Genomic DNA, 16,023 nt, shown 5'->3' with positions numbered 1-16,023 from the left:
CGGCCGCGTCATCGACACATCGACACGAGTCATGGACAGGGGTGTACGTGGTTTCGTCGGGTACGGCCGACCCGGGGGTGGCCCCTCCGACACGCGGCACGAGGTTCCGGGCCTGGATGCTGGAAGGCCTGGCGGACATGGCCAAGCAGCACCCCGGGCCGCACGCGCAGGCCCCGCACGAGAAGGGCGCGGCCTGGTGGCGCGTCATGTGCCTGACCGGCCTCGACTACTTCTCCACCCTCGGCTACCAGCCCGGCATCGCGGCCCTCGCCGCCGGCCTGCTCTCGCCGGTCGCGACGGTCGTGCTGGTGCTCGTCACCCTCTGCGGCGCGCTGCCGGTCTACCGCCGGGTGGCCGTCGAGAGCCCGCACGGCGAGGGCTCGATCGCCATGCTGGAACGGCTGCTGTCGTTCTGGCAGGGCAAGCTCTTCGTGCTGACGCTGCTCGGCTTCGCCGCCACCGACTTCATGATCACCATCACGCTGTCGGCCGCCGACGCCACCGCGCACCTGATCGAGAACCCCCACCTGCACAGCGCCCTGTCCGGCAAGCAGGTGCTGCTCACGCTGATCCTGGTGGCCCTGCTCGGCGCGGTGTTCCTCAAGGGCTTCAGCGAGGCGATCGGCCTGGCCGTCGTGCTCGTCGCCGTCTACCTCGCGCTCAACGTCGTGGTCGTCGTCAACGGCATCTGGCACCTGTTCAAGACCCCGCACGTGTTCGGCGACTGGACCGACGGGCTGACCGCCGAGCACGGCAACGCCTTCGCGATGATCGGCGTGGCGCTCATCGTCTTCCCCAAACTCGCCCTCGGCCTCTCCGGGTTCGAGACCGGTGTCGCCGTGATGCCCCACATCGAGGGCGACCCGGACGACACCGAGGAGAAGCCGATCGGGCGGATCCGCGGCGCCCGCAAGCTGCTCACCACCGCGGCCGTGATCATGAGCGTCTTCCTCATCACCACGAGCCTCATCACGACGCTGCTCATCCCGAAGGACGCCTTCAAGACCGGCGGCCCGGCCAACGGGCGGGCGCTCGCCTACCTCGCCCACGAGAACCTGGGCAGCGCCTTCGGCAGCGTCTACGACCTGTCGACCATCGCCATCCTCTGGTTCGCCGGCGCCTCCGCGATGGCCGGGCTGCTGAACCTCATGCCGCGCTACCTGCCCCGCTACGGCATGGCCCCGCACTGGGCGCGCGCCGTGCGGCCGACGGTCATCGTGCTCACCCTGATCGCCTTCCTCGTGACCTGGATCTTCGACGCCAACGTCGACGCGCAGGGCGGCGCCTACGCGACCGGCGTGCTGGTGCTGATCAGCTCCGCCGCCGTCGCCGTCACCATCGCCGCGCGCAAGGCCAGGGAGAAGCGCTGGACCGTCATCTTCGCGGTGATCGCCGCGGTCTTCCTCTACACCACGGTCGTCAACGTCGTCGAACGGTCCGACGGCGTGAAGATCGGCGCCTGCTTCATCGCCGGGATCATGCTGGTCTCCTTCCTCTCCCGGCTCAAGCGCGCCTTCGAACTGCGCGTCACCGACGTCGTCCTGGACGAGACGGCCGAGCGCTTCGTGCGCGACTACACCCACCGGCCGCTGCGGCTGATCGCCAACGAGCCGAACAGCCGCGACCTCGCCGAGTACCGGGACAAGATCCGCCAGATCCGCGCCGACAACGACATCCCGGCCGAGGACGACCTCGTCTTCGTCGAGGTCACCGTGCTCGACCCGTCCGACTTCGAGGCCGAACTGACCGTCCACGGCGAGGTGCTGCACGAGCGCTACCGGGTGCTCGCGCTGGAGAGCTCCAGCGTGCCGAACGCGCTGGCGGCGCTGCTGCTCCGGGTCAGGGACCTGACCGGGCAGCAGCCGCACATCTACTTCGAGTGGACGGAGGGCAACCCCTTCGCCCAGTTCCTGCGGTTCTTCCTGCTCGGGCAGGGCGAGATCGCGCCGGTCACCCGCGAGGTGCTGCGCGAGGCCGAGCCCGACCGCGGCCGCCGCCCGGCCGTGCACGTCGGCTGACGGGCCGCTCGGCCGGGAGCCGGACGAGGCCCCTAACGGCTCGGCCGGGACTTGGACCAGGCCGGTGCGACGAAGGCCACCAGCGCCACCGCGAAGGCCAGTTGGAGGATGTGCCGGATCCAGTCGATGCCCGACGTGTGGCGCACGCCGACCCAGCCGGAGACCGCGTTGCCGAGCCAGGCGCCGGCGGCACCGAGCAGCATCGTCAGCCACCACGGGATCGACTGCGGCCCGCGCAGGATGAGCTTGGCCAGCACGCCCAGGACGAAGCCGATGAGCAGAATCCACAGGAGCTGGAACATCGCAGTCCACCTTTCGGGCGGGGCCGCCCCGTCGGGGTCCGTCCCATGATCGCCCGATTCGGCCGGACGGGCACCTCGGCGGGCCGCGCCGCTGGTCAGCGGGCCGCCGAGGTGAGCGCGGCGCCCGTGCCGGGGTCGAAGACGTGCATCCGGGCGGTGTCCACCCACAGCTCCAGGGGGCGGCCCTCGGCGGCCCGCGTCGCGGTGCCGATCCGGGCCACCACCTCGGGGCCGGCCCCGGCGCCCGAACCGGCACCGTTCCGCGCGGTGCAGTGCACGAACACGTCCGAACCGACCGACTCCAGCACCTCGACGCCCACCGTCACCGTCCGCCCGCCGCGCCGCTGCTCCAGCAGCGCAGCGTCCTCGAAGTGCTCGGGGCGGATGCCCACGACCACCCGGCGCGGCGCTTCGGCCTCCTCCAGCCGCCGCCGCAGCCGGTCGTCGAGGGGCAGCTCGCCCAGCGCGGTGCGCAGCACACCCTCCTCCAGGGTCGCGTCCAGGACGTTCATGGCGGGCGAGCCGATGAAGCCGGCGACGAACAGGTTCACCGGGCGGTCGTAGAGCTCCTGCGGTGGGCCGACCTGCTGGACGACGCCGCCGCGCATCACCACGACGCGGTCGCCCAGCGTCATCGCCTCGACCTGGTCGTGGGTGACGTAGACCGTCGTGGTGCCGAGGCGGCGCTGGAGGCGGGAGATCTGGGTGCGCATCTGCACCCGCAGTTGGGCGTCCAGGTTGGACAGCGGCTCGTCCATCAGGAAGGCCTTCGGCGCGCGGACGATCGCCCGGCCCATCGCGACCCGCTGGCGCTGTCCGCCGGAGAGCTGTGCCGGGCGGCGCTCCAGGTGCTCGGTGAGGTCGAGGACGCGGGCGGCCTCCTCGACCTTGCGGGCGATCTCCGCCTTGTCCGCCCCGGCCAGCCGCAGGGCGAAGCCCATGTTCTGACGCACCGTCATGTGCGGGTAGAGGGCGTAGCTCTGGAACACCATGGCGATGTCCCGGTCCTTCGGTGCGAGGTCGTTGACGATCCGGCCGCCGATCCGCAGGGTGCCCGCGGTGATGTCCTCCAGGCCCGCGATCATGTTGAGGGTGGTGGACTTGCCGCACCCGGACGGGCCGACCAGGATCACGAACTCCCCGTCCGCGATGGTCAGATCGACGCCCCGCACGGCGACCGCGCCGTCCGGGTAGTGCTTGGTGAGTCCGTCCAGGACGAGCTCGGCCATCCGTCACCCCTTCACTGCGCCGGCGGTCAGGCCGGCCACGATGCGCCGCTGGAACAGCAGCACGAAGACCACGATCGGGACGGTGATCACCATGGCCGCCGCGGCGATCGACCCGGTCGGCTGCTGGAACTGCGAGCTGCCGGTGAAGAACGCGATCGCCGCCGGGACGGTCCGCGCGGCGCGGGTGGAGGTGAGCGAGATCGCGAACAGGAAGTCGTTCCAGCAGAAGATGAAGACCAGGATCGCCGTGGTGAACACCCCGGGCGCCGCCAGCGGGGCGATGACCAGCCGGAACGCCTGCCACGGCGTGGCGCCGTCGACCCGGGCCGCCTTCTCCAGGTCCCACGGGATCTCCCGGAAGAACGCGGAGAGGGTGTAGATCGCCAGCGGCAGCGAGAAGGTCGTGTACGGGATGATCAGACCGGGCCAGGTGTCGAACAGGCCCAGCACGCGCTCGATGTCGAAGAGCGGCGACACCAGCGAGATCGGCGGGAACATCGCGATCAGCAGCGACATGCCGATCAGCAGCCGCTTGCCGGGGAAGCGCAGCCGGGCGACGGCGTAGGCGGCCATGGTGCCGAGCACGACGGCGACGGTGGTCGCGATGACGGCGATGCCGACCGAGTTGAGCAGCGCGCGGGTGAACTCGGAGGTGCGGAAGATGCCGCGGTAGTTCTCCAGCGTCCAGCGGCGGGGCACGAAGTCGCCGTCGGTGAGGGTGCTCGGATCCTTGAAGGAGAGCGCGGCGATCCACCAGACCGGGAACAGCGCGTAGAGCACGACGACGGTGTTGACGATCGTCCACGCGGACCGGCGGCGGGTGTCGGCGTTCACCGGCCGTCCTCCCCGGCGCCCGGCGCCGCCGCGCCGAACACCGTGACGAAGACGAGGGCGATGGCCGCCACGCACAGGAAGACGAGGACCGAGATCGCCGAGCCGATGCCGAGGTTGAGGGCGGTGAACAGGTTGTCGTACCCGAGGATCGAGACCGAGCCGGTGTTGTCGGAGCCGCCGGTCAGCACGTAGATGTCGTCGAAGACGCGGAACGCGTCGAGCGTGCGGAACAGCAGCGCCACGAGGATCGCCGGCTTCATCAGCGGCAGGACGACGAGGCGCAGGCGCTGCGCCGGGCCCGCGCCGTCCACCTGGGCGGCGCGCAGCGTCTCCTCGGGCACCAGGGCGAGGCCCGCGAGCAGCAGGAGCGCCATGAACGGCGTCGTCTTCCACACCTCCGCGAGGATGATCAGACCGATCGCCTGCCAGTGGTCGGTGAGCGGTGCGCTGCCCGCCGGGAGCAGGGCGGCCAGGTAGCCGGTGCCCGGCGTCCAGGCGTACTGCCACGAGTACGCGGCGACGACCGTCACGATGCCGTACGGCACCAGGACGGCGGTGCGGACGGTGCCCCGCCACAGGACCGTCCGGTGCATCACCAGGGCGAGCGCGAGGCCGAGCGCGAGCTCGACCGTCACCGAGACGACGGTGATCACGACCGTCACCCACAGCGCCTGCCACCAGTACGGGCTCGACAGCACGGCGGCGTAGTTGTCGAACCAGACGAAGCGGGCGTGCTGCGGGAAGCGCAGGTCGTAGCGCTGGAGCGAGAGGTAGACGGCGTAGCCGACCGGGTAGGCCGTGACCGCCGCCATCACGAGGACGGCCGGGGCGCACAGCAGCCACCCGAGGCGGCGCTCCTCGCGGGAGCCGGCGGACGCCTTGGCCGCGGTGGTCGTCGGTGCGGCGGGCGGCGGTGCGGCAGGCGTCGGTGCGGTGGGCGGCGGTGCGGTCACGGGATCAGCCCCTTCGAGCCGAGTGCGTCCTTGATCTGGCCGGACAGGTCGGCGACGGTGCGTTCCGGGTCCACGGCGGACGGCGGCGACAGCGCGTGGGCGATGGCGATCGAGACGTTCTGGTAGGCGGGCGTCCGCGGGCGCAGCGAGGCGTTGTCGAGGGCGGTGAGGACGTCGGCGGCGAAGGGGTAGCTGCCGGTCAGCTCCGGCGCGGTGTACAGGCTCCGGAGGGAGGGCGGCAGGCCGCCCTTGAGCGCGTTGACGAGCTGGTTGTCGTGGTTGCGCAGGCAGAGCGTCGCCTCGTGGGCGAGGTCCGGGTGGTGGCCGTAGGCGCCGACGGCGAGGTCGATGCCGCCGATCGTGACGGCGGCCGGGCGGTCCGGGGTGACGGCGGGGTAGGGCGCCCAGCGGAAGTGGGGGAACAGGTCGGGGCGGTCGGCCTTCATCGCCGGGTAGACGAACGGGTAGTTGACCTCGAAGGCCGCCGTGCCGGACTCCAGGGCGAGCCGGTCCTGGTCCTCCATCTGGTTGGCGAGCGACGGGTCGGCGGCGGGGGAGCGGGCGAGGTCGCGGATGACGCCGGCCGCGGTGACGGCGGGCGGCCCGAGCGCCGGCGCGCTCGCGTCGGGGGTGAGGACCGAGCCGCCGGCGCTGCTCACGAGGGTGTTGAACCAGACGGTCAGGCCCTCGTACTGGGCGCCCTGCACCTCGACGTAGTGCGGCTTGCCCTGCTTGGCGAGGGCGTCCGCCTGCGCGAGCAGCTCGGTCCAGGTATGGGGCGGGGTGGGGGTCAGGTCGTCGCGGTACCAGAGGAGCTGGGTGTTGGAGTTGTACGGTGCGGCGTAGAGGCGGTCCTTCCAGGTGGCCGTCTCCAGTGCGGCGGGGAGGGTGTCGGCGGTGACCTCGTCCTTCTGCGCACCCGTCCACTCGCGGATCCAGCCCGCCTCCGCGAACTCCGGGGCCCACGTGACGTCCAGACCCATGATGTCCACGCCCGCGTCGTGCGCGGCGAGCCGGCGGACGAGCTGCTGGCGCTGGCCGTCGGCGGTGCGCGGGAGCTTGTCGTACCGGATCGTGTAGCGCCCGCCGGAGGCCCGGCTGCAGGCGTCGGCGGCCTGTTGGAGGGCGCCGGAGTCGTCCGGGAAGTTGTACCAGTCGAGCGTCGCCGGGCCGGTGGTGGCGCTTCCGGTGCCGCCGCAGGCGGTCAGCAGGAACGCGAGCAGCACCAACTGCGGCCGCGGGCAACGGCGTTTCGGCATGTCACTCCCGGAACCCCCGGACGACCCCGGGCTCGACGGCGTGCGTCCCGCCACGCTAGGGCAACGGACGTGCACGGACGAGGACTTCGCGGCCGTGGCGCCGACCGGCGGTTGCGCGGCGGCAGTGCGCGCGCCCCGCTGAGTACGATGTGCCCCCAACGGGTCGAGCGTTCACGGGGGCCGGCATGACGGAGTTCGCGACTTTCGGGTGTGAGGCGTGCTGCGCCGAGGACGCGCTGGTGGCGCGGGAGCACCACCACAGCTACAGCGGGGTCCGGATCGAGAAGATGATCCAGGACGACTCGCACTTCATCGTCTCCGTCAAGCGCTGCGAGCTCTGCTCGCAGGCCTTCGTGAGTGTCTTCACCGAGTACGTCGACTGGGCTGCCTCCAACGACGCCCAGTACCGGACCGTGCTCCCCGTCACGGACGCCGAGGCCGCCGACCTGATGGAGGGTCGCCTGACCCCGCACCAGGCCGGCGCCCTGGGCCGCGGCCGCCGCTACCTGCAGAGCGACTGGCCGAGTGACGCCGACGACCCCACCGTGTACTGGAGCGGCGGGGTGTTCGAGGTGCGGGAGGGGTACTGACGGGTTCAGTCCTCCAGGGCCGCCTCGGCCGCCGCGCGGACGTCGGGGTGGGGGTCGGCGGCCAGGGTGGTGAGGAGTTCGCGCGTGCCGGGGGTGGTCCAGTTGTAGGCGGCCCATGCGACTGCCTCGCGGACGTCGGGGTGGGGGTCGGCGGCCAGGGTGGTGACGAGCTCGCGCGCGCCGGGGGTGGACCAGGCGTTGAGGGCCTGGACGAGGGCTTGGCGGACCTCGGGGGCGGGGTGGTCGGCCAGGTGGGCCACGCGCTCGACAGGGCCCCGGCGGCGCAGGGAGAACCAGTGGAGGGTGTCGCGGAGCCGGGCGGGGTCTCCCGGGGTGCCGGCGGCGTCGATGCGGGCGAGGAGGACGCGTGCGGGTGGGGGCGGGCCGTCCAGGGGGTGCGGATTGCGTTCGCGCAGGCGGCGGCTGCCGTACCCGCCGAGGACCCGGCACCCGTAGCACGTGCAGGGGCGGGTGCCGTGGGCGTTCGGGACGTAGCGCCAGCCGGTGACCTGCGGGGCGGTGCGGATCCGGTGGATCTCGCGGGAGGCCACGGCGCGGGAGAGGAAGACCTCCCAGCCGCGCGGGTCCGGCAGTGCGCGGATCCGGTGCACCGCCTCGGCGGCCGTCATCGGGAGCTGGGCGTCCTTGGCGCGGTCCCGGTAGTGGCCGGCCAGGACCGGTTCGTCGTCGGGCAGGCGGACGTGCACCGCGACGAGCCCGCCCGGCCTGCCGAACCGGGCCAGCTCGCGCAGCCACTGGTGGGTCAGGGTGTACGAGGGCAGGACGGGGAAGCAGTACACGCCGCGCGCGCCGCCCTGGCCGCGGCTGTCGGCCCGGATGCCGGCGCGGCGGACCCGCGGTGCGTCCGCGGTCGAGGTCAGGTGCACGAACATCGCCATGGGGCGGCATCGTAGCGACCGCTCCCCGGCCGCTTCGAATGGATTTACGGCCGGGCGGCGCGTTGCTCGATCAGGGCCGCCAGGCCGTCCAGGATCCGGGCGAGGCCGAAGTCCAGGGCGTTGTCCCGGCCGCCCGGTTCGGCCATCGCGGCGGCGAGGGCGGGGTAGTCGTCGGCATGCTGCCGGACCAGCCCGCCCAGGATGGTCAGGAGTCGGGCCTCGGGGGAGCCCTCCGCCCCGGCGGCGCGCGCCTGCTGGACGATGCCGCGGACGTGTCCGGCGAGCAGGACGGCGGCGTCCATGCGCTCGGCGCCGGTCAGACCGTGGCCGTCCAGGGCGGACACGACCCGCTCCAGCCAGGCGAGTTCTTTCGGGCCCATCACGCGGGGTCCGACGGTGGCGTCGAGCAGCCACGGGTGGGCGACGAACGACCGTGTCAACTCCCGGGCCCAGGTGGCGAGGTGGTCCCGCCAGTGACCGTCCGCCGGTCCGGCCGGCGGCTCGGCCACAGCGAACTCGACCATCAGTGCGACGAGTTCGGCCTTACCGGGGACGTACCGGTAGAGCGCCATCTTCGTGTAGTCGAGCAGACCGGCGACGCGCTGCATCGAGACGGCGCCGAGGCCTTCCGTGTCCGCGACCTCGATGCCCGCCGCGGCGATCCGCTCCAGGCTGAGGGCCGGCTTCGGCCCGCGCGTGGGCTTGGCCGGCGGGCCCCAGAGGAGCCGGACGGTCTCGTTCGCCGGCTCGTCCACGTCTGCCGCCACGTCCGCTCCTCGGGCTCTTGCGTCCGGAATCAACTGTGTCTACCGTACACAGCAATGTAACTGTGTCTGATGGACGCAGTTGTGGACTCGTTCCGGACGGAGTGGTTTCCCGTGAGCACCAAGGTCCTGATCTCGGGCGCGAGCATCGCCGGCCCTGCCCTCGCCCACTGGCTCGGCCGGTACGGCTTCGACGTCACCGTCGTCGAGCTGGCCCCCGCGCTGCGCGGCGGCGGGCAGGACGTCGACTTCCGTGGCACGACCCACCTGACCGTGCTGGAACGGATGGGCGTGCTCGACGAGCTGCGCGCGCTCGGCACCGGTGGCAGTCCGATCACCTTCGTCGGCCCGGACGGGCGCAGGCTCCTCCACCTGCCCGCCGAGTTCGCGGGCGGCGACGTGGAGGTCCCGCGCGGCGAGCTGGCCCAACTGCTGCACCGGCGCAGCTCCGACCGCGCCGAGTACGTCTTCGGTGACTCGATCACCGCGCTGGAGGAGACGCCGAACGGGGTCCGGGTGGCCTTCCGGCGCGGCGCGGAGCGCGAGTTCGACCTCGTGATCGGCGCCGATGGGCTGCACTCCACCGTCCGGCGCCTCGCTTTCGGCCCCGAGGATCGGTACGTCCGCCACCTCGGCTACTACGCGGCCACCTGGCAGTTGCCCAACGACACCGGCCTGGCGCCCGGTTCGGTCGGGCTGAACGTGCCCGGCCGGCTCGCCGCGGTCGGCGCCGACCACCGCGACCCGACCCGGGCCGGCGCCTTCTTCCTCTTCGCGTCCCCCGAGCTCGTTCACGACCGCCACGACCCGGGGCAGCAGAAGGAATTCGTCCGGTCCGCGTTCGACGGCCTGGGCTGGGAGGTGCCCCGGCTCCTGGAGAGCCTGCGGGCCGCGCCCGAGCTGTACTTCGACTCGATCAGCCGGGCCGACGTCCCCGAGTGGTCGGCCGGGCGGATCGGCCTGCTCGGCGACGCGGCCTGCGGTGCCACCATCGGCGGGATGGGCACCGGCACCGCCGTCGTGGCCGCGTACGTCCTCGCGGGCGAGCTGGCCCGGGCGCGCGGCGACCACCGCACCGCCTTCGCCCGCTACGAGCGCCTGCTGCGCGGCTATGCCCAGGGGTGCCAGAAGGGCGGGGACCGCACCGGCCCGTTCCTGGCGCCGCGCACCGCCGCCGGTCTGCGGGTGCGCAACGCGCTGCTGAACCGGCGGTGGGTGCTGGACCGGATGCTGGCGCTGGGCAAGCAGGTGAGCAGTGTCGAGCTGCCGGACTACGAGGCGGAGTCGGCGGTCGGGCGCTGAGGTCGGCCGGCGGAAGGGCCGTCAGCGCAGTGGTGTGATGCGGGCGCCGTTGTCCAGGACGGCTTCGACCTGGGCGGTCGCGGGGGCCGGGCGTTCGAGGGCGAGGGTGTGGTCCGGGGCGGGGCGGTCGGCGGACCAGTCGGGGCCCTTGACGGTGAGCCGGGTGACGCGGCGGCTGCCGGCGGCGAGGAGGAACTGGGTGCCCTGCGGGGAGCGCCACCACGTGGAGCCGACGGTGTCCTGCTCGAAGCGGCTGCACGCCCGGCCCTGGCCGCCGCCGGTGCGCTGGGGGCCGCGGGCGGAGGGCAGCAGGACGGTGGTCGCGGCGCTGCCGTCGCCGTTCCAGCGGTCGGCGCGCAGGCACGTCCAGGCCGCGGTGCCCGCGTTCTGCGGCAGGGGCTGGACGGCGAACGCCCAGAGTTCGAGCTGCTTGACACCGGGTGTGGCGTCCGGGACGGCACACCCGCCGTGCGCCCAGGCGACGAGCGCGTCCGGCCCGGTGGCCTCGCGCGGTGCGCGCGCAGGGCCGGGGCCGCCGGTGGGGGTGGGGGTGCCCTGGGCGGGCGGCGGGGTGTAGGTGAGGTGGGCGGGCACGAGGCCGCCGACGTCGGCGAGGAGGAAGGTGTGCTTCTCGGCGACCACGGGGGAGGAGTGCAGCTGGAGCACGGTGGCACCCTGGCAATCGGCGAGGGCGCCGGTCGGTGCCGCCGCGGTGATGCCGTCCGGGTGGTCCAACGCGTGTGCGGGGGCGTCGGGTTGGTCGATCCGTCGGGTCTCGGCGGCGTCCACCCAGGGGGCCAGGAGATAGCGGGCGGTGGTGCCCTGGCGGCGCAGCACGACGGCGCCCGCCGTCGTCACGTCGGAGTCGTCGGCGCGGGCGAGGTCCAGGCCGCCGCCGGGGCCGTCGGTGTAGCGGGCGAGGTGCGGGCCGTCGTACAGGACGACGACGGCGGTGCCGTCCACCGTGCCGGCGAACAGCAGGCTCGGCGTGGTGGCGGGCGGCGTGGCGTCCGCGCCGGGCTCGACACGGGTCCGGGCGCCGGGGTGGGTCCAGGCGGCGAGGGCGCGGCCGAGCAGGGCGTCGTCGTCGCGGCGGTCGCCGCGCGCGGGCCAGGCGGTGAAGTCGAGCCGGGCGGTGTGCTGCCACTGGTCGGCCGGGACGTGGCCGAGCTTGGCCGGGTCGACGACCGAGCCGGCCGGGGCGACGACCAGCGGGCGGCTCGGCGGGGTGACGCCGGAGCCGCCGCCGAGGACGGCCGCGGTGGTGGTGAGGCCGAGGACGGCCACGGCGAGCGCGGCGGTGCGGGCGCGGCGACGGCGCAGCAGGTCGGTGGCCTGGACGCGGACGGCGCAGGGGTCGAAGGAGGGCGGTTCCGTGTCCGCGCGCAGGCCGGCGGCGGCCTCGATCGCGTCCTCCGGGCGCTCGACTCCCGCACGGCGCAGGACCTCCGCCACGCGCTCCGGCGTGAGCTCCTCGACCGCACGCAGGGCGAACGCCACCCGCGCCGGCGCGGCGAGCCCGGCGAGCGCCCGGTCCAGCTCCGCGTCCGCCTCGTCGCCGTGCGGGGTGAACAGCCGCAGTCCCCACGCGCGGGGTACCAGCAGCCGGTGGGCGGGGTGCGGGCGCAGGGCGGCGAGCAGGACGCGGTGGCGGAGCTCGCCGTAGACGGGGTCGTCGTCGACGCCGTCCGCCGGACCGGAGCGGCGGGTCCAGCGGGACGGCAGCGCGCGCTGGACGGCGGCGTGTGCGGCGAGCACCCGGCTGTGCCGGTCGCGGTCGGCGGGCAGGGCGAGGTAGGCGAGCCGGGCCAGCCGCCGGTAGTGGCGGACCAGGGCGGCCTCGGCCTGGGCCACCGGGTGCCGGGACGGCTGCGCGGCGGTGTCCGTCGGTCCTGCCAACGTGCCCTCCCCGGAGCATGATCGTGTCGTGGTGGACGGTCCAACGAGTCGATCATGTGATGGTTGCGCCGTTCGGGCCGGCGGATCGCCGCTCGGGCGGGCGGACCGGTGCGCGGGGCCCGGGGGCGAGGGCCCGGCCCTCCGCTGTCGGCACCGCGTTCGGACCGGGGGCCGTAGGTCCCACCCGTTCGGCCCCTTGGCCCCTGGCGATCGCCGCCGTCGGGGGCCATGCTGCGGGTACCGGCCGGAAGGAACCGTCCGGAGGAACCCGTTGGACGAGGTGAACCTGCGTTGCGGCATGCCACCGTCGAATCAGTGATGACCAGCCCGGTGGTCCGGGTCGCGCCCGAGACCGGCTTCCGGGAGATCGTCGCGCTGCTGACCGACTACGACATCACCGGCGTGCCGGTGGTCGACGCCGACGGCCGGCCGCTGGGCGTCGTCTCGGAGGCGGACCTGCTGCGCACCCTCGCCGCCCAGGAGGACACGGGCAGCCTGCTGCCGGCCCCGGAGTCGGCGCAGGCGGGGCCCGGCGGCACCGTCACGGCGGCGGACCTGATGACGACGCAGCCGGTCTGCACCACGCCCGGCACCAGCGTCGTCGCGGCGGCCCGGCTGATGAGCCGGCACGGGCTGAAGCGCCTGCCGGTGCTGGACGAGGACGGCCGCGTGATCGGCATGGTGAGCCGCGGGGACCTCCTGCGGGTGTTCCTGCGCGAGGACCGGGTGATCCGGCGCGAGATCGTCGAGGAGGTGCTCGGGCGGATCGACGGCGTCAGCCCGGCCGAGATCGGCGTGGAGGTCGACCAGGGCCGGGTGGTGCTCAGCGGCACCGTGCCGGAGCCGCACCTCGTGCCGATCGTGCTGAACCTGTGCCGCTCGGTGGACGGCGTGGTGTCGGTGACCGACCGGCTCGACTCCGGGGGCGCGACCGCCGTCGTCGGTTGATGGTTCGCCGTCAACTCCGGGCGGGAAAGCTGGAGTTGACGGTGCCCGTGGGAAGGGCCCGGATAGCCCGGTTCACCTCCGCATACTGCGGAGCGTATCGGGTAACTCACTCTGTGTGCCCGGCGGGCAGGACTGCCGGGTCGGCGGAGCACCGGGGAGGCGGCCGTGGCAGTCGTGTTCGACGCGGACTTCACTTCGACCAGGCAGTGGATCGCCGGGCGCAGCAGCGCGTATCCCCGGATGGGGCCGACGAACCGGAGCGACCACAAACTCGACTACCTCAGCCGCTCGTACTGCCCCGGGGGCGTCTTCACGGCTGCCCGCCGGCACGCGGGCGGGCTGTGGACGTGCAGCCTGCTGACCACCGAGGGCAGTCCCGAGGGCTTCCAGGTCCGCACCGGGGACGAGCTGTCGGCACTCGTCACGCTGCCCGTCGACGTCGGCGCGTGGCCGGCGATCTGGACCTGGCGGGACGGCGGCAACGAGGTGGACGTCTTCGAGTACCACCCGGACCACCCTGACCTCCTGGAGGTCTCCAACCACGTCCGCGGCGGGTTCCGGTACTGGCACGGCGAGGGCAGCGGCATCGGCCCGGGCGCGACCTTCGGGATGCGCGTGGTGTTCGGCGCGCACTCGGTGGACTGGTACGTCGGGGACGAGCTCGTGTACGCCGACCTGCACGGGGTCGGGGCGGGCTGGCACGCGTACCTGATCGTCAACCTGTCGGTCGCGGACGGGGTGTACCACGACCGGCCGGCGGTCGGCGGGCCGGACCGGCTCAGCTGGGTGTGCCACAGCCTGACCGTGGAGAGATGAGCCCCGGAGCCGTCGGGGTGTTCGGGGTGCTCGGGGCGTTCAGCTCGGTCGGTGTTCGGGCGGGAACGTGGCGATGATCGGGCCGCGCGGGCCGGAGCGCTGGAACCAGACGACCCGGCGGTGCCGGCCGATGTGCGCGGGGTGCGTCACGTAGAGGTCGTCGCGCGGGGCGGTCTCGTTGCCCGGCGCGAGGGCCGCGTCCACGGCGTCGGCGGCGATCGTGTCCAGCAGCGCGCGGGCGGTGGCCTCGGCGGCGGCCGGGGCGATGGCGAGCGCGGTGAGCTCGGCCCACAGCGCGGCGGAGACGTACGAGATCGGCGAGTGGCCGAGCGCGGGGTGCGGGCGGCCGTCCGGGTGGCGGCGGAGCACCCCTGCGGCGACGAGCTGCTCGGCGGAGCGCTCGCCGGCCGGTGTGTGGTGGTCCATGGGCCGAACGCTACCCCGGCCCGGAGCGCCGGTGGCGCCGGAACGTTTTCTCACGCTTTCCTCAGCGCGCTTCGGGGGTCCGCGGGCGCACGATGGTGGTACTGGCGACAGTCACCTCGACAGGCCCGCCGTGGCCGGAGGAGGAGGTCCCGATGAGGCACTGGCACGGGTACGTGCACCACGGGCTGGGCGGCTGGGGCATCGGCCTGATGGTGCTCGTGATGCTGCTGGTCCTGGTGCTGCTGGTGCTCGCCGCCGTCGCCCTGTCCCGGTACGTCTCGCGCTCGCACCGGCCGCTGCCGCAGGGCGCGGCGGCCGCCGGAGCGCCTCGCGCGGGGATGACGGGGCCGACCCCGGAGCAGCTGCTCGCCGAGCGGTTCGCCCGCGGGGAGATCGACGCGGACGAGTACCGGCTCAGACTGGACACGTTGCGGTCCGCGAACGGGCCGGGTCCGGGTCCGGGCGGGTGAGGCGGGGGTACGGGCCGGGGCCCGCCGCATCGGGGGTGTGCGGCGGGCCCCGGAGGTCCGTGGCGGCGGTTCGCCGCGGCTGCTCGCTGCCGTGATCGGGTGATCGGGCGGGGCGGCGGCCGGACGACTACTCGACGACGAGCTCGACCGGGATGTTGCCGCGGGTGGCGCGGGAGTACGGGCACACCTCGTGCGCCTGCTTGACCAGCAGCTCGCCGTTCTCGCCCGCGAGCGACTCGGGCAGCTCGACGCGCAGCACGACGGAGAGGCCGAAGCCGGCGCCGTCCTTGCCGATGGAGACCTCGGCGGTCACCGAGACCTCGCTGGTGTCGACCCGGGCCTGCCGGCCGACCAGGCCCAGCGCGCTGGCGAAGCAGGCCGCGTAGCCGGCCGCGAACAGCTGCTCCGGGTTGGTGCCCTGTCCGCTGCCGCCGAGTGCGGGCGGCATCGCCAGGGCGAGGTCCAGCTGCCCGTCGGAACTGACGGCGCGGCCCTCACGGCCGTTCGCGGTGGCGGCTGCGGTGTAGAGCGCGTCCATGATGCGTTCCCTTCTGCTGTTCCTGCTGGTCTGCTTCTTCCGGCTTCGCTCCCGCTGCGGTGCTCCGCTGCGGCGTCCTGCCGATGACAAGTAGAGCACGCAATTCAATTGCGCACAACTCAATCGCGTGAACCCGATCGGTACCATGGGTGCATGACCACGCCTCCCGGACCCCCCGCCGCGTCGGACGAGCGCCTGCTCCGCCTCGACCAGCAGATCTGCTTCTCGCTGAACGCGGCCTCCCGCGCCTTCGGCGGCGTCTACCGGGTGCTGCTCAAGGACCTCGGGCTCACCTATCCGCAGTACCTCGTCATGCTCGTCCTGTGGGAGGACGGCGAACTGCCGGTCAAGCGGATCGGCGAGCGCCTGCGGCTGGACTCCGGCACGCTGTCGCCGCTGCTCAAGCGGCTGGAGGCGGCCGGCCTGGTGCGCCGCGAGCGCAGCCCGGAGGACGAGCGGTCGGTGACCGTCGCGCTCACCCCGGAGGGCGTCGCGCTGCGCGAGCGCGCCGGGCAGGTGCCGCGCCGGCTGCTCACCGCGACCGGGATGCCCGTCGAGGACCTCGCCGCGCTGCGCGTCCTGCTGGACCAGGTGACCGCGGCGCTGGACTCGGCGGCCGTCGAACCGGTCGAGTAGGCCCGGCCCTGCCGGGTCCGGTGTGGTCGGTCGAGTGGGGCCGCGCGCCGCGGGTCAAGTCGGCGAAACCCTTGAGTGTGATCTGCGTCACTGTACCGTCGGGCCGGTAGGTCGGACGGGCCGGAACCGGCAGGTCAGCG

17 protein-coding genes are annotated in these 16,023 nt (G+C 73.6%); 7 read left to right on the top strand and 10 right to left on the bottom strand.

Annotation, left to right across the window (positions count from 1 at the left end; translation table 11 throughout):
- Positions 1–116 precede the first annotated feature (116 nt).
- A complete protein-coding gene (locus ACFXDE_RS18555) occupies positions 117–2,018 on the top strand; it encodes an amino acid transporter (protein ID WP_380495503.1) in 1,902 nt (633 codons plus the stop codon).
- A gap of 32 nt (positions 2,019–2,050) precedes the next feature.
- Here the strand turns inward: ACFXDE_RS18555 and ACFXDE_RS18550 are convergent, their stop codons facing one another.
- From ACFXDE_RS18550 to ACFXDE_RS18530, 5 genes are all read right to left on the bottom strand, one after another.
- Positions 2,051–2,320: a GlsB/YeaQ/YmgE family stress response membrane protein gene (locus ACFXDE_RS18550; protein ID WP_380495501.1), complete on the bottom strand. Its 270-nt coding sequence runs from the start codon at positions 2,318–2,320 to the stop codon at positions 2,051–2,053.
- Between the two features lie 95 nt (positions 2,321–2,415).
- The gene (locus tag ACFXDE_RS18545; protein ID WP_380495499.1) at positions 2,416–3,549 is read right to left on the bottom strand and encodes an ABC transporter ATP-binding protein; all 1,134 of its coding nucleotides are present in this window, start codon (positions 3,547–3,549) and stop codon (positions 2,416–2,418) included.
- A gap of 3 nt (positions 3,550–3,552) precedes the next feature.
- Positions 3,553–4,347: a carbohydrate ABC transporter permease gene (locus ACFXDE_RS18540; protein ID WP_380495637.1), complete on the bottom strand. Its 795-nt coding sequence runs from the start codon at positions 4,345–4,347 to the stop codon at positions 3,553–3,555.
- 32 nt (positions 4,348–4,379) lie between these two features.
- The gene (locus ACFXDE_RS18535) at positions 4,380–5,336 is read right to left on the bottom strand and encodes a carbohydrate ABC transporter permease (RefSeq protein ID WP_380495497.1); all 957 of its coding nucleotides are present in this window, start codon (positions 5,334–5,336) and stop codon (positions 4,380–4,382) included.
- On the bottom strand, positions 5,333–6,595 hold the full coding sequence (locus ACFXDE_RS18530) for an ABC transporter substrate-binding protein (RefSeq protein ID WP_380495495.1): 1,263 nt from the start codon (positions 6,593–6,595) through the stop codon (positions 5,333–5,335). Before ACFXDE_RS18530 ends, ACFXDE_RS18535 begins: the two co-directional genes overlap by 4 nt.
- A 185-nt stretch (positions 6,596–6,780) precedes the next feature.
- Between ACFXDE_RS18530 and ACFXDE_RS18525 the strand changes: the two genes are divergently transcribed.
- On the top strand, positions 6,781–7,185 hold the full coding sequence (locus ACFXDE_RS18525; protein WP_380495493.1) for a hypothetical protein: 405 nt from the start codon (positions 6,781–6,783) through the stop codon (positions 7,183–7,185).
- A 5-nt stretch (positions 7,186–7,190) separates the two neighbouring features.
- On the opposite strand, the gene ACFXDE_RS18520 is transcribed toward ACFXDE_RS18525, so the two are convergent.
- Positions 7,191–8,084, bottom strand: coding sequence for a HEAT repeat domain-containing protein (locus tag ACFXDE_RS18520; protein ID WP_380495490.1), 894 nt, complete (start codon positions 8,082–8,084; stop codon positions 7,191–7,193).
- A 44-nt stretch (positions 8,085–8,128) separates the two neighbouring features.
- The gene (locus ACFXDE_RS18515; protein WP_380439752.1) at positions 8,129–8,851 is read right to left on the bottom strand and encodes a TetR/AcrR family transcriptional regulator; all 723 of its coding nucleotides are present in this window, start codon (positions 8,849–8,851) and stop codon (positions 8,129–8,131) included.
- Between the two features lie 111 nt (positions 8,852–8,962).
- On the opposite strand from ACFXDE_RS18515, the gene ACFXDE_RS18510 reads away from it, so the two are divergent.
- The gene (locus ACFXDE_RS18510) at positions 8,963–10,150 is read left to right on the top strand and encodes an FAD-dependent monooxygenase (RefSeq protein WP_380495488.1); all 1,188 of its coding nucleotides are present in this window, start codon (positions 8,963–8,965) and stop codon (positions 10,148–10,150) included.
- A gap of 21 nt (positions 10,151–10,171) precedes the next feature.
- Here the strand turns inward: ACFXDE_RS18510 and ACFXDE_RS18505 are convergent, their stop codons facing one another.
- The gene (locus ACFXDE_RS18505) at positions 10,172–12,049 is read right to left on the bottom strand and encodes a hypothetical protein (protein ID WP_380495486.1); all 1,878 of its coding nucleotides are present in this window, start codon (positions 12,047–12,049) and stop codon (positions 10,172–10,174) included.
- Between the two features lie 318 nt (positions 12,050–12,367).
- Here ACFXDE_RS18505 and ACFXDE_RS18500 point away from each other — a divergent pair, with 318 nt between their 5' ends.
- Both ACFXDE_RS18500 and ACFXDE_RS18495 read left to right on the top strand, forming a co-directional pair.
- Positions 12,368–12,997, top strand: a complete 630-nt coding sequence (locus ACFXDE_RS18500) for a CBS domain-containing protein (protein WP_380439746.1) — start codon at positions 12,368–12,370, stop codon at positions 12,995–12,997.
- Between the two features lie 165 nt (positions 12,998–13,162).
- Positions 13,163–13,813: a beta-glucanase gene (locus ACFXDE_RS18495; RefSeq protein WP_380439745.1), complete on the top strand. Its 651-nt coding sequence runs from the start codon at positions 13,163–13,165 to the stop codon at positions 13,811–13,813.
- Between the two features lie 39 nt (positions 13,814–13,852).
- Here the strand turns inward: ACFXDE_RS18495 and ACFXDE_RS18490 are convergent, their stop codons facing one another.
- Positions 13,853–14,239 (bottom strand): hypothetical protein, encoded by a 387-nt coding sequence (locus ACFXDE_RS18490; protein ID WP_380439743.1) that lies wholly within the window; start codon positions 14,237–14,239, stop codon positions 13,853–13,855.
- Positions 14,240–14,391: 152 nt separating this feature from the next.
- On the opposite strand from ACFXDE_RS18490, the gene ACFXDE_RS18485 reads away from it, so the two are divergent.
- Entirely contained in the window at positions 14,392–14,709 is a 318-nt protein-coding gene (locus tag ACFXDE_RS18485; RefSeq protein WP_380495483.1) for a hypothetical protein, read from the top strand.
- Positions 14,710–14,836: 127 nt separating this feature from the next.
- On the opposite strand, the gene ACFXDE_RS18480 is transcribed toward ACFXDE_RS18485, so the two are convergent.
- Entirely contained in the window at positions 14,837–15,247 is a 411-nt protein-coding gene (locus ACFXDE_RS18480; protein ID WP_359958273.1) for an organic hydroperoxide resistance protein, read from the bottom strand.
- Positions 15,248–15,400: 153 nt separating this feature from the next.
- On the opposite strand from ACFXDE_RS18480, the gene ACFXDE_RS18475 reads away from it, so the two are divergent.
- Positions 15,401–15,883: a MarR family winged helix-turn-helix transcriptional regulator gene (locus ACFXDE_RS18475; RefSeq protein WP_380495481.1), complete on the top strand. Its 483-nt coding sequence runs from the start codon at positions 15,401–15,403 to the stop codon at positions 15,881–15,883.
- Positions 15,884–16,023: the final 140 nt, after the last annotated feature.

The organism is Kitasatospora sp. NPDC059408 (genome assembly GCF_042751525.1).
GTDB lineage: Bacteria > Actinomycetota > Actinomycetes > Streptomycetales > Streptomycetaceae > Kitasatospora.
This window is presented reverse-complemented; position numbering and strand designations above follow the sequence as displayed.

Coding starts and splice junctions, on each gene's coding strand:
- ACFXDE_RS18555 (WP_380495503.1), top strand. CDS start 117: ATGCTGGAAGGCCTGGCGGACATGGCCAAGCAGCACCCCGGGCCGCAC.
- ACFXDE_RS18550 (WP_380495501.1), bottom strand. CDS start 2,320: ATGTTCCAGCTCCTGTGGATTCTGCTCATCGGCTTCGTCCTGGGCGTG.
- ACFXDE_RS18545 (WP_380495499.1), bottom strand. CDS start 3,549: ATGGCCGAGCTCGTCCTGGACGGACTCACCAAGCACTACCCGGACGGC.
- ACFXDE_RS18530 (WP_380495495.1), bottom strand. CDS start 6,595: ATGCCGAAACGCCGTTGCCCGCGGCCGCAGTTGGTGCTGCTCGCGTTC.
- ACFXDE_RS18525 (WP_380495493.1), top strand. CDS start 6,781: ATGACGGAGTTCGCGACTTTCGGGTGTGAGGCGTGCTGCGCCGAGGAC.
- ACFXDE_RS18520 (WP_380495490.1), bottom strand. CDS start 8,084: ATGGCGATGTTCGTGCACCTGACCTCGACCGCGGACGCACCGCGGGTC.
- ACFXDE_RS18500 (WP_380439746.1), top strand. CDS start 12,368: ATGACCAGCCCGGTGGTCCGGGTCGCGCCCGAGACCGGCTTCCGGGAG.
- ACFXDE_RS18490 (WP_380439743.1), bottom strand. CDS start 14,239: ATGGACCACCACACACCGGCCGGCGAGCGCTCCGCCGAGCAGCTCGTC.
- ACFXDE_RS18485 (WP_380495483.1), top strand. CDS start 14,392: ATGAGGCACTGGCACGGGTACGTGCACCACGGGCTGGGCGGCTGGGGC.
- ACFXDE_RS18480 (WP_359958273.1), bottom strand. CDS start 15,247: ATGGACGCGCTCTACACCGCAGCCGCCACCGCGAACGGCCGTGAGGGC.
- ACFXDE_RS18475 (WP_380495481.1), top strand. CDS start 15,401: ATGACCACGCCTCCCGGACCCCCCGCCGCGTCGGACGAGCGCCTGCTC.